The organism is Streptomyces sp. NPDC001415, from assembly GCF_053597395.1.
On record NZ_JBSFIE010000022.1, the window covers coordinates 50,274 to 63,339 of the forward strand.

7 protein-coding genes are annotated in these 13,066 nt (G+C 74.4%); all 7 read left to right on the top strand.

Annotated elements, in window-relative coordinates:
* The first annotated feature begins 35 nt into the window (after nt 1–35).
* The gene (locus ACWC2B_RS25910; RefSeq protein ID WP_450720519.1) at nt 36–1,505 is read left to right on the top strand and encodes a condensation domain-containing protein; all 1,470 of its coding nucleotides are present in this window, start codon (nt 36–38) and stop codon (nt 1,503–1,505) included.
* Entirely contained in the window at nt 1,502–5,011 is a 3,510-nt protein-coding gene (locus ACWC2B_RS25915; protein WP_450720521.1) for an amino acid adenylation domain-containing protein, read from the top strand. The genes ACWC2B_RS25910 and ACWC2B_RS25915 overlap by 4 nt, the downstream gene beginning before the upstream one ends.
* Complete coding sequence (locus tag ACWC2B_RS25920) at nt 5,008–8,478, top strand: beta-ketoacyl synthase N-terminal-like domain-containing protein (protein WP_450720523.1); 3,471 nt, start codon at nt 5,008–5,010, stop codon at nt 8,476–8,478. The genes ACWC2B_RS25915 and ACWC2B_RS25920 overlap by 4 nt, the downstream gene beginning before the upstream one ends.
* On the top strand, nt 8,471–10,036 hold the full coding sequence (locus ACWC2B_RS25925) for an amino acid adenylation domain-containing protein (RefSeq protein WP_450720525.1): 1,566 nt from the start codon (nt 8,471–8,473) through the stop codon (nt 10,034–10,036). The genes ACWC2B_RS25920 and ACWC2B_RS25925 overlap by 8 nt, the downstream gene beginning before the upstream one ends.
* Before the next feature lie 86 nt (nt 10,037–10,122).
* On the top strand, nt 10,123–11,373 hold the full coding sequence (locus tag ACWC2B_RS25930) for an MFS transporter (protein WP_450720527.1): 1,251 nt from the start codon (nt 10,123–10,125) through the stop codon (nt 11,371–11,373).
* A 45-nt stretch (nt 11,374–11,418) separates the two neighbouring features.
* On the top strand, nt 11,419–12,468 hold the full coding sequence (locus ACWC2B_RS25935) for a MupA/Atu3671 family FMN-dependent luciferase-like monooxygenase (RefSeq protein ID WP_450720529.1): 1,050 nt from the start codon (nt 11,419–11,421) through the stop codon (nt 12,466–12,468).
* Nucleotides 12,468–13,025, top strand: a complete 558-nt coding sequence (locus ACWC2B_RS25940; protein ID WP_450720531.1) for a flavin reductase family protein — start codon at nt 12,468–12,470, stop codon at nt 13,023–13,025. The genes ACWC2B_RS25935 and ACWC2B_RS25940 overlap by 1 nt, the downstream gene beginning before the upstream one ends.
* Nucleotides 13,026–13,066 lie beyond the last annotated feature (41 nt).

The window sequence follows — 13,066 nt, forward strand, 5'->3', positions numbered from 1 at the left end:
CGCCCACGACCCCTCGACCTCCCAGGAAGGAAGCCATGACGGCGAAGCTGCCGACGCCGCCCCTGAGCCGCCGGGCAGCCTCCACCGCGCCGCTGTCGTACGCGCAGGAACGCCTCTGGTTCATCGACGCGGCAGCCCCCGGCTCGGCCGTCTACAACGTTCCCCTGCTGACCCGGTGGAACGAACCCGTCGACATCGTCGCGCTCACCCGGGCGCTGGCCGCCGTCGTCGCCCGCCACGAGGTCCTGCGCACCACCTACGGGCTGCGCGACGGCCGACCCGTCCAGTACGTCGGCGAGCCCGTGCCGGTGCCGGTGGAGGTGATCCCCACCGCGCTGCGCGACGACGAGGAACTCGCCCCGCACGCCCGCGCACCCTTCGACCTGACGACGGCCCCGCCACTGCGCTGCGTGGTGTGGCAGGGTGGCCCGGACGGCGACGCCACGCTCTTGGTGGCGCACCACATCGCGGTCGACGGATGGTCCCTGACCGCGCTGTACGAGGACCTGGCCGAGGCCTACGAACAGGCGCTGTCCGGCGCCGTACCCCGCCTTGAGGAACTGGCCGTGCAGTACGCGGACTTCGCCGCCTGGGACCGCGAGGTGGGCGGCCACCCGGCGATGACCGAACGGCTCGACGCCCGGCTCGCCGAGATCCTGGCGGTGCCCGGCGACCTCGCGCTCGGGCCCTGCCCGCCGCGCCGCGCCCTCCCCGAGGGCGACCGGCTCGGCAGGCAGCACACCTTCCGCCTCGACGCTCAACTCGTAGCGGACGCACGGGAGTTGGCGACGCGGCTGCGCGCCACCGACTTCGTCGTGCTGTTCGCCGCGTTCCAGGCCGTGGTGCAGCGCTGGACCGGCCAGGAGGAGTTCCTGCTCGGCACGGTCGCCGCCAACCGCCCGCACCCGTCCGTCGAGCAACTCGTCGGCTTCTTCGTCAACACCGTTCCGCTGCGCTGCCGGCTCGACGCGCGGTGGTCCTTCGAGAGGCTGTGCGACGAGGTCAGGGGCGAGTCGTTCCGGGCGCTGTCCCATCAGCGGCTGCCCTTCGACCAGTTGACGGCACGGGCGGCCGCCGACCGCTCCCGCCCGCAGGGGCCGCTGGTCGGCGTCGGCTTCGTCCTGCAGAACATGCCCGCGCCGCGGCTCGGGGACCGGCCGCGCTGGACCGCGCCGCGCCTCCTGCCCACGGGCACCGCCAAGCAGGACCTGACGCTGGTCCTCGCATACGACAGCGACGGCGACCACGACGGCGACGGGATCCTCGCGACCGTCGAGTACGCCACCGACCGGTACACCGAGGAGACCGTGCGCGAACTGGCCGGACACTTCCAGGTCCTGCTGGCCGCGGCCGTCGCGGACCCGCGGGCACCCCTGTGCCGGCTTCCCCTCACCCGGCCCGCCGACGGCCGGCCGGGGCCCGGGGTCCTGTTCGGCGAGGAGCGGGACCTGGTGGGGGAGTACCGAGAACGCCTCGCCGTGACGGAACAGGGGGACCGGACATGAGCAAGCTGACGGACGCTCGGGAAGCGCGGTCCGTGCTGGACCTGCTGGACGCGCGCATCGCCTCGATGGACGGCGCCGCCACGGCGGTGAGCTGCGCCGGAACCGACCTGTCCTGGCGCGGACTCGACCAATGGGCGTGGGCGGTGGCCGACCGGCTGCGCACGCACGGAGCCGGCACGGGCACGCTCGTACCCGTCCTCTGCGCACGCGGCGGAGCACTGGTGGCCGGCTGGCTGGGCGCGCTGCGCTCCGGCGCCGCCTATGTGCCGCTGGCGATGGACACCCCGGCCGCCCGGATCGAGTTCATCCTCCGGGAGACCGGCGCATCGGTGGCCCTCGTCGACGAGGCGGGCGCGGAACTGCTGCGCGGACTCGACACCGCGGTCAAGCCGATCCGCCTTGAGGAGGTCCGCGCGTTCGGCGACGGCGCCCCGGCGGCCCCGGTCCGTCCGGCCGGGAACGACGTGGCCGTGGTGATCTACACCTCGGGAACCACCGGCCGCCCCAAGGGCGTGCTCGTTCCGCACCGGGGGCTGCTCAACACCGCCCTGTGGTGGGCCGACGACGCCCGACTCACCACCGGGGACCGGCTGTTGCTGACCGCGGGCACCGCGTTCGACCCGGCGGCCTTCAACGTCTTCGAGGCGCTCCTGGCGGGAGCCCGGCTGATCGTCGCCGACGACGTCGAGCGACGCGACCCAGCCGCACTCCTGCGCCTCACCCGCGGACCGCACGGGGCCACGGTGGCGGGCTCGCTCACGCCGAGCCTGCTGCACGCCATGCTGGAGGCCGATCCGGGCGGCACGTCCAGCCTGCGGGTGGTCTATTGCGGCGGTGAGGCGCTGCCGCGCCCGCTGGCCGCGGCGTGCGCGCACCGCTGGGACACCGAGGTGCGCAATGTGTACGGGCCCACCGAAGCCTCCTGCAACAGCACCTTCGCCGCCGTCGATCCGGACGACGAACGCGCCCCCGCCGTCGGCCGCCCGCTCCCCAACACCCGTGCCTACGTGCTCGGTCCGCACGGCGAGGAACTCCCGGCCCGCGTGCCCGGCGAGCTGTACGTCGCCGGAGCGGGCGTCGCGCTCGGCTACCTCGACCAGCCCGAGCGCACCGCGGCGGCCTTCCTGCCGGACCCGCATCCGCACGAGCCGGGCGCCCTGATGTACCGCACCGGCGACCGGGTGTCGCTCCGGCCGGACGGGCAACTGGAGTACCTCGGCCGGGCCGACGACCAGGTGAAGATCCTGGGCAACCGGATCGAGCCGAACGAGGTGCGGGGGCTCCTGGAGGAGAACCCGGCCGTCGCCGCGGCCGCCGTCCACGCCACCGGAACCCCCCGGCGCCTCGTCGCCTATGTGGAGCCGGCGGCGGGCGCGGCGCCCCTCACCCACGACGACCTCGTCCGCCCGCTGCTGCGCTGGCTGCCCGCCGCCGTACTGCCCTCCGAGGTGTACGAGGTCCCGGCCATGCCGCGCACCGCCAACGACAAGGTCGACTTCGCCGCCCTGGAGCAACTCGGTTCCCGGCCCCTCGCCCGCGGTGAGGGGCCGAGGACGCCGCTCACCCCGGAGCAGCGGCGAGCGGCCCGCCTCATGGCGGACACGCTGGCCGAGGCCGACCGGGGCGCCGGGGCACTCGATCCCGAGGAGCTCGGCCCGGACGCCGACTTCTTCACCCTTGGCGGCCATTCCCTGCTCGCCGTCCGCATGCTGGCGGCCGCGGAGCACGCGTGGGGCAGGACCGTTCCGCTGCGCGGCTTCCTCGCCGATCCCACGGTGGCGGGTCTGGCCCGCTTCCTGGAGGGGGCCGCCGAGGCGCCGGCCGGCGGGAGCGCGGCCCGAACCGCCGGGGCCTCCGGCGGGCGCCACCCGGCCACGCCGGTGCAGCAGCGGCTCTGGTTCCTGGACCGGCTTCCGGCGCTGCGGGCCGCGTATCTCGCACCGAGCCTGGTCGAGATCGAGGGCCCGGTGGACCGGGCGCTGCTGTGCGAGGCGTTCACCCGGGTGCTGGCCCGCCACCCCGGCCTGCGCTCCCGCTTCACGCTCGACGCGCGGGCCCGCAAGGTCTTCTACCGGACCGACGGCTCCGCACCCGAGGTCGAACGGGTCGACGGTACGCAGTGGCCCGAGCAGCGCCTTGAGGAACACCTCGCCGAGGTGTGCTGGGCGCCCTTCGACCTCGCCGCTCAGGCCCCCGCCCGGGGCGAGGTGATCGCCCTGGCGGACAACCGGACGCTGCTGTTCTACGGCGTGCACCACATCGTCACCGACGGCTGGTCGCTCGGCATCGTCATGGCCCAACTCGCCGAGCAGTACCGGGAGTTGATCGCCGGCCGAACACCGGAGGCGGCGCCCGCCCCGCATCCCGCGGACCTGGTGACCGGGCCCCCGTCCGAAGGCGCGGTGGCGGGGCTGCTGGCCGGGCTGCGCGGTGCGCCGACCGATGTCGCCCTGCCGTACGACCGGCCCCGCCCGGCCGTCCAGTCCATCGACGCGGACACCCGCGAGACCCGCCTGCCCGCCGAACTCACCCGCAGGATCCGGGAGATCGGCGCGGAGCTGGGCTGCACGACCTTCATGACCGCGACCGCCCTGCTCGCCGCGGTCCTCGCCCGGCGCGGGAGCCAGCGGGACTTCCTGTTCACCTTCCCGTGGGCGGGCCGCGACGGCGCCGGCGGCGCGGACACGGTCGGCATGTTCGTGAACACGCTGCTCGTGCGGGCCGACCTGACCGACGCCCCCGACTGGCGCACCCTGCTGAACCGGGTCCGGCGGTCCGCCCTGTCGGCCTACCGCCACGCGGACGCCCCGTTCGACGCGGTGGCCGCCGAACTGCACCCCGGCCGCGACCTCAGCCGCCCGGCGGTGACCCCGGTGTACGTCAACGCGGCCGACGAGCCCGCGCGGGCACCGCACCTCGGAGCGGACCTCGCCACGAGCTACCGCATGCCGCCGGCGCTCAAGCTCAAGTACGAACTGGAGCTGACCGCCACCGGCGGACCCGACGGCCTGGGCCTCTGTCTCGCCTACTCCACCGCGCTCTTCGACGCCACCACCGTCGAGGCGCTGCTCGACGAACTGACCTCCGCCGCAACCGATCTCGCCACCGATCTGGAGTCCCCCGTGCTCACCGACACCCAGCCCCACTCGCCCGCCGCGAACCCCGTCCCGGCCCTCGACCGCACCGCCCTGGCCGACCGGGTCGCCGCGGCCTGGCGCGAAGTGCTGGACGTGGACACCGTCCCGTACGACGCCAACTTCTTCGACGTGGGCGGGGATTCGCTGCTGCTCATCGTGCTGCTCGACACGCTGTCCACGCTGACCGGCCGCGAGCTGGAGGCGGCCGACCTCTTCCAGCACAGCACCGTCGAGGCGCAGGCCGAACTGCTCGCCGGGGACGGGCCCGAGGCGCCGGCGGCCGAGCACGCCGAGCAGCAGGGCCCGGGCCGCGGCCGGCTGCTCGGGCGGTCCCGGCGCGGCGCGAGCGCTCCGGAGAGCACCGCGTGAACAACGACACCGCGATAGCCGTCATCGGCATCGGATGCCGGTTTCCGGACGCCCGGGGCCCCCAGGAGTTCTGGCGCAACATCGGCGAGGGCAAGGTCTCCTTCCGCGACCTCGACCCGGAGCGGCTGCGTGCGGCCGGGCTCAGCGACGAGGTCATCGACGACCCGGCGTATGTGAAGACCGCGGCGACCCTGCAGGGCGCCGAGGACTTCGCCGCCGAGTTCTTCGGCTACTCCCCGGCGGAGGCCGAGGCCACCGACCCGCAGCAGCGCCTCTTCCTGGAAGTGTGCTGGGAAGCCCTGGAGGCGGCGGGCCACCTGCCCACCGGCGACCCGCTGATCACCGGTGTGTTCGCCGGCGCCAGCGCCAGCACCTACATGACGGCACTCACGGTGGCCCGCGCGCGCAGCGAAGGCGTCCTCGCCGCGGCTGACGACGTGGCGCTGCACCTGGGCGGCCTCCCGGACTTCCTGTCGTCCCGCGTGGCGTACAAGCTCGGGCTGCGCGGCCCGTCGATCGGCGTCCAGACGGCGTGCTCCTCCTCGCTCACCGCGGTGCACTACGCCGTGCTCAGCCTGCTGTCCGGCGAGTGCGACCTCGCTCTCGCGGGCGGCGCGGCCGTCAACGAACCGGCGCTCGGCTACCGCCACCACGCGGGCGCCCTCGCCTCCCAGGACGGCTACTGCCGCCCCTTCGACGCCCGCTCCACGGGTACGTCGTTCAGCTCGGGCGTCGGCGCGGTCGTGCTGCGCCGCCTGTCCGACGCGCTCGCGGACGGCGACCCGGTGCTCGCCGTCGTCCACGGCTCGGCGGTCGGCAACGACGGCTCCAACCGCTCGGGATTCACCGCCCCGAGCCCCAGGGGCCTCGCCGACGTGGTGGCCGCCGCGCTCGACGTCGCCGGGATCACCGGAGAACAACTGCGGTACGTCGAGGCACACGGATCGGGCACCCCGCTCGGCGACCAGATCGAACTGCGCGGTCTGACCGAGGGCGCGCGGCCCGCTCCCGGCCGCACCGGCTACTGCGGCCTCGGGTCGGTCAAGGCCAACATCGGGCACTGCGGTCCTGCGGCCGGAGTCGCCGGACTCATCAAGGCCGTGCACGTGGCCCGCACCGGAGAGCTCCCGCCGCACCCGCTGTTCGAACGCCCGCGCAGCCCCGGTGTGCTCGCCGACAGCCCGTTCCGCATCTCCGCCGAGCCCGGGCACATCGAGGAGCAGGGCCGTTACGTCCTGGTCAACTCGATGGGCCTCGGCGGCACCAACGCGACGGTGGTGGTCGGGCCGCCGCCCGGGCCCACCCGCCCCAGCGCGCCGGACCGCGACACGGTGCGCCTCGTGCTCTCGGCCCACAGCGACGACGAGCTCGCGAAGCTGTCGGACGGCCTGGCCGACGAGCTGGAGCGGGGCGCGGCGGCCGTCGGCGACATCGCCCATACGCTGCGGGTCGGCCGCCGCTCCTTCGCCCGGCGCCGCGTGGTCTCGGCTCCCGCCGGGCAGCTCGCCGAGGCGCTGCGCCGGCCCGCGCCCCCAACACCCGTCTCCGTGCGCGGAGTTCGTCTGGTGCTGCCGCAGGACGGCCAGGTGCCCGAGGCCCTGATGGCCAGGCTCGGCGCGGCCTTCCGGGGGCGCGTCGAGGTCGTGACGGGAACGGTGCGCGAGGCGCGCGCCGACCGCTTCCTGATCGTGCTCGGCCGAGGCGACGCCGGCGCGGGCCGGTTCGTACTCCCGCTCGACGGGCTCGACGGGCTCGACGGGCTCGACGAGAGCGGCGGCGAGGCGCTGTCGGACCGTCTGGACGAGGCCCTCACCGCGGCCTGGCTGCACGGCGTCGACGTGGACTGGCCGGAGCGGACGGCGAGCCGCGGCCGCCGCGTCGCGCTGCCCGCCTACCCCTTCAGTCGCAAACGCTACTGGGCGCTGGACCGGCTGCCGCCCCTGGCCCGCCCGGACGGCCCGCCGGGCAACGACCCCGCCACCGCGGCGCCGGAGCCCGCCACGGCGCCCGACGTGGACGCCGAACTCCTGCTGCTGTGGCGGGAGTTGACCGGTGTGGAGACCCTCGCGGCCGACGACGAGTTCGGCGCGCTCGGCGGCGACTCGCTCACCGCGATGCGCATCGAGGCCGCCGTCCAGCGCCGCTACGGCGTGTCCGTCAACGTCCACCGGGCCGGCGGCGGCCAGGCCACCGTCCGCAGGATGGCGGAGATCGTCCGAGGGCTGACGCAGCCACCGGGCGCGGCCGCGACCCCCGGGCCGGAGCACGGAGCGACGGCCGAGCCGAGCGAAGCGGACCCGATCGACGCCGATCTCGCCCTCCCGCTCGCGCCGTCCGGCACGGCGGCCCGCGCCCGGGGCACCGACACGCTCCTGACCGGCGGCGCCGGGCCGCTCGACGCCTTCCTCCTGGACGAGTTGCTGAGGACGACCGAGGGCCGCGTGTACCGCGTCCTGGACGAACCGGACGAGGAGAGCGGCCGCAGGCGCCTGCGCAGGGCCGCCGCGGCCCTCGGCCTGCCCGAACCGGACCCCGGCCGCGTCCCGCTCGTCCTCGGCTCCCCGGCCGACCTCGGCAAGCTGTGCGCGCACCACCGCGACGGCGAACTGGCCGCCCGGGTCGGCCGGGTGGTGCACGCCACGCCACGTCCCGGCGGCACGGCCTCCTACCAGGAGCTGCGGGCGACGACCGTGCTGCCGCTGGTCGACCTCCTCGGCTGGATGCGCGAGCACGGCGTCGAGGACTTCACCTGCCTGTCCACGCTGGCCGCCTGCGGCTCCGCGCTCGGCGGCGACGACACCGTTCCCGAGGACCGCGAGCAGCCGCTCGACCCGGAGCGCGCCGGATCCGCCGTCGCCACCTGGGTGATGGAGCGGCTCCTTGAGCGCGCCGAAGCGGACGGCATGCGGGTACGGGTCTTCCGCACGGGCCTGCTGCTCAGCGCCGCCACCGGAGCCTGCGACCCGGACGACCCGCTGTGGCACCTGCTCGCCAGTGGCCTGGCCGTGGGCAGGCACCCGCAGGACGAGCGGACGTACGCGGTGTCTCCGATCGACCTGGTGGCCCGCTCGGTCGCCGAACTCATGGACGCACCCGGGTCGGTGGGACGCGCCTACCACCTGGTGAGCCCGGCCCCGGTGACCGTGCCCGAACTCTTCGCCCTGCTCGCCGAGGCCGGGCTGCCGACCGAGGGCGTACCCCTGCGGCAGTGGCAGCGCGCGGTGGCACTGCGCGCGCTGGACAGGGAGAACCCCGTCCTGTCGCCGCTGGCTCCGCGCCTGCTGGCGGCCGCCTCGGGCCGGGGCCGCCCCGAGGCGAAGGCCTGGCAGCCCTGGCTCGACCGCGACGGCGCCGACCCCGCGCCGACCGGGCCGCTGCTGCGCGCCGCGCTCACGTCCGTCGCGGCGCGCCACCCGGGATTCGCCGAACTCCTCGACCCGCTATCGCGCAAGGATCACGATGACTGACCGCACCCTCTACGAGTGGTTCGCCCGTTCCGCCGCCCGCTTCCCCGACGCGACGGCCCTGGAGACGCACGACCACAGCCTCACCTACCGGCAGCTCGACGCGTGCGCGACCGCGCTGGCCGAGCGGATCCTGCTGGCCCACGGCGGCGCACCGCGCCGGGTCGCCCTGCTGGCGTCACGGAGCCTGACGGCCTTCGCCGGCTATCTGGCCGCGCAGCGCCTCGGCGCGACGGTGACCCCGCTCAACCCGGGCTATCCGGCGGAGCGCAACCGTTCCGTGTACGACCTGGCCGACGCCGAGATGCTGATCGTGGACGAGGCGGGCGCGCCCCAACTCCCTTACTTCCAGCCCGAGTTGGGCCACACACGGCTCATGCTGACCGACTCCGAGGTCGCCGGCTGGGACACCGGCTCACCGGCCGCGCTGCCCGAGTACCGCACCACGCCGGACGACATCGCGTACGTCCTGTTCACCTCCGGCTCCACGGGCCGCCCCAAGGGCGTGCCGATCAGGCACCGGAACCTGTCCGCCTACATCGCCCACAACATCGCCCGGTTCGAGGTCGGCCCGGGGTGCCGGGTGTCCCACACCTTCGACCTCACCTTCGACCCCTCGGTCTTCGACCTCTTCGTGACCTGGGGCGGTGGCGCAACCCTCGTGGTGCCGCGCCGCAGCGATCTGCTCACACCGGTCGACCACCTGGTCGAGCGCGGCATCACCCACTGGTTCTCGGTGCCCTCCCTGGTGTCGGTGGCGGCGGGGCTCGGCAACCTGCCGGCCGGTCTCGTCACCGCGCTGCGGTACGGAATCTTCATCGGCGAGCAGCTGACGTACCGCCAGGCCGAGGCGTGGCGCGCGGTCGCACCCGCGGCGGTGATCGAGAACGTCTACGGCCCGACCGAACTCACCGTCGCCTGCACCGAGTTCAGGCTCCCCGCCCACGCCGAGGACTGGCCCGCGACCTCGAACGGCACCGTCCCGATCGGCCCCGTCTACGGCTTCCTTGACCATCTGATCCTCGACGAGGAAGGCCGCCCGGCGGCCGAGGGCGAGCTGTGCGTCCGCGGTGCGCAGCGCTTCGACGGATACCTGGACCCGGCCGACGACCGGGGCCGCTTCCTGTCCTTCGACGGCGAGCGGGCCACGGCGTACGACGGCGTGGGCGGTGTGCGCCCCGAGCACTACTACCGCACCGGCGACCGGGTCCGGCACGAGAACGGCGACCTGGTCCACCTGGGCCGGCTCGACAACCAGGTCAAGGTGCGCGGCTACCGCGTCGAACTCGGCGAGATCGAGGCGGCGATGCGCCGGCATCCGGCGATGACCGAGGCGGTCGTGCTCGCGGTACCCGGCGCCGAGGAGACCGAACTCGTCGCCTGCTACACGGGCGAGGAGCTCACGCCCACCGAGGCGATGCTCTGGCTGCGCAAGCGCATCCCGGTCCACATGGTGCCGCGCCGCTTCACGCATCTGACGGAGCTCCCGCTCAACCCCAACGGAAAGATCGACCGCCCCGCGCTGCGGCGCCGGTTCGCCGAGGCGGCTTCCGTTTCCTGACCCGTGCGGCCCCCGGTCGTCGACCGGACACCGAGTCGAGCGGACACACCACGTCGAGCCGGACACCAAGGAGAAGTGCACCACCGATGTCGATACTTCACGATCTCAAGCCACCGCCGGGAATCGTCAGGATTCTGGCGGTCAGCAATCTGGGCCGGACCGTGGCCAACGGCTTCCTGCTCTCCGTCAGCGTCCTGTACTTCATCCGGTCCGTCTCGGTCCCCGCGGACAAGGTGGGCATCGGCCTGACCGTCTCGGCGGTCCTCGCGATGCTGGTCAGCATTCCGGCCGGTCAGGTCTCGGACCGGCTCGGCTCACGCCGGACCTCCGTCGTCTCCGGCGTCGCGCAGGGCGTGCTGGTCTGCGGATACGCCCTCGTCGGCGGATTCGCCGGCTTCCTGGTGATCGTGAGCCTGGCCGCGATGGCCGACTCGGCGAGCGCGGTCGCACGCGGCGCCCTGATCGCGGAGGCGCTGCCGTCCAGCGAGCGCGTCAAGGCCCGGGCCTACCTGCAGTCGGTCAACAACGTCGGCCTGTCCGGCGGCACCCTGCTCGGCGGCGTGGCCCTGGCCGCCGACTCGCACGCCCTCTACGCCGGCATGCTGCTCGGCGCCGGCGTGCTGTTCCTCGGCGCGGGTCTGACCTGCCTGGCCCTGCCCGCCGCGGACCCCGGCCGGGCACCCGAGGGCCACCAGGACCGGCACGTACTGCGGGACGTGCCCTATCTGACGGTCTCCGTGCTCAACGCCGTCCTGGTCCTGGGCACGGACGCGCTCCTCACCGCCGCGCTGCCCATCTGGATCGCCGACCGGACCGACGCCCCGGTCTCGGTCTACGCGGCCATCATGTTCCTCAACACCGCGATGTGCGTGCTGTTCCAGGTGCGCCTGAGCCGGGGCGCGGAGGACGTGGCGGGCGGCGCCCGCGCGATGCGCAGGTCGGGCGTGGCGCTCGCGGTCAGCTGCGGGATCTTCGCGCTGTCGGCGGGCCAGCCCGCGTGGGTGGCGGTCGTCTGCCTGCTCTTCGGAGCGCTGGTCCAGGTGATCGGCGAGATGCTGCACTCCGCGGGCTCCTGGGCGCTCTCGTACGAACTCGCCCCCGCGCACGCCCACGGCCAGTACCAGGGCCTGTTCGGACTCACCCAGCGGGTCGGCTCGGCGATCACACCGATGCTGACCACCGCGGTGCTCGTCGGCTGGGGCCGGCCGGGCTGGCTGCTCTTCGCGGGCATCCTGCTGGCCGGCGGTCTCGCCACGCCGTCCGTCGCGCGCTGGGCGGAGCGCACCCGTGCGTCCGCCACGCCGCCGCGGGCCGCGGACGAGCCGGTCGCCGCCTGACGCCCCCGCCCCTTCCCCTCCCAACCACCCGGCAGAGAGACTCAGATGGACTTCAGCCTGTTCTACTTCGGGGACGACGGCGGTGACGCGGCCTCCGGCGGCGCGTACGACCTCGTCCTGGAGGGCGCGCGTTTCGCGGATGAGAACGACTTCACCGCGGTCTGGACCCCGGAACGCCACTTCCACCCCTTCGGGGGGCTCTACCCGAACCCGGCGGTCACCGGTGCCGCGATCGCCGCGGCGACCAGCCGCGTGAGCATCCGCGCGGGCAGCGTCGTCGCTCCGCTGCACCACCCCCTGCGGATCGCCGAGGAGTGGTCCGTCGTGGACAACATCTCCGGCGGCCGGGTCGGCCTCGCCTTCGCCTCCGGCTGGCACGCCGTCGACTTCGCGCTCCGCCCGGAGTCGTACGCGGACCGCCGCCAGGTCATGTTCGACACCGTGGAGCAGGTGCGCGGGCTGTGGCGCGGCGAGAAGCTGACCGTACGGGACGGTGCCGGCGAGGAGCAGCGGGTGCGGATCTACCCGCGGCCCGTCCAGCGCCGGCTTCCGCTGTGGATCACCAGCGCCGGGGGAGTGGAGACCTTCCGCAACGCCGGGGCCGTCGGCGCGGGAATCCTCACCCACCTCCTCGGCCAGGACCTCGACGAGCTCGCCACGAAGATCGCCGCCTACCGCGAGGCGGTCGCCGAACGGCCGGACGCCGACGGCTGGCCAGGACACGTCGTCCTCATGGTGCACACGTTCCTCGGCGAGGACGACGACGCCGTCAGGGACCTGGTCCGGGCCCCGCTGTGCGGATATCTGCGCGGCTCCCTGGGGCTGCTCCTCGGCTCCGGGACCGGCGGTGCCCGGCGGATCGACCCGGCCAAGCTCCGCGAGAAGGACGTGGACTTTCTGGTGGACCGGGCCTTCGACCGCTACTACGACGACGGCGGGCTGCTCGGCACGGTGCCCAAGGCCGCGCGCGTCGTCGAGCGCCTCGCGGGCCTCGGCGTGGACGAGACCGCCTGCCTCATCGACTTCGGCCTGCCCGCCAAGACGGTGCTCGACGGTCTGGAACACCTCAACGAGCTGCGGAAGCTGAGCGCCTGATGAGTACTGGCCTGGAAACCGCGCCGAGGACGGCCGCCCCGTCGGACGAGGCGGCACGCCGGAGTTTCCGGCGGGCGGCCGGCCGGTTCCCCACCGGGGTCACGGTGATCACCACCGTGCTCGACGGGGAACCGCACGGGACGACCGTCAACGCCTTCGCCACCGCCTCGATGGACCCCCTGATGATCCTGGTGGCGCTGGGCCGCCGCTCCCGGCTGCGTGAGCAGATCCTGCGCAGCGGATGCTTCGCGGCCACGGTCCTGGCCGCCCACCAGGAGCGGGACGCCCGGTGGTTCGCGGATCCCGCACGGCCGGCCGGGGCCGAAGGCTTCGCCGGCCGGCCGTGGCGCCCGGCCGCGCACTCGGGCGCGCCCGTGCTCCTGGAGGGAGTCTCCTCCTTCGACTGCTCGCTGGCCGCGACCCATCCGGCAGGCGACCACACCGTGCTGATCGGCCGGGTCGAGGCCTTCGAGGAGCTCTCGCAGGACCCGGCGCTGCTCTTCAGCGACAGCCGCCTGGCGCCCTGCCCCGCACCGGACTTCCACGAGCCCGCCTAGGGCCTGTGGCCGAACCCCGCCCGGGCCTGCGGCATCCACCG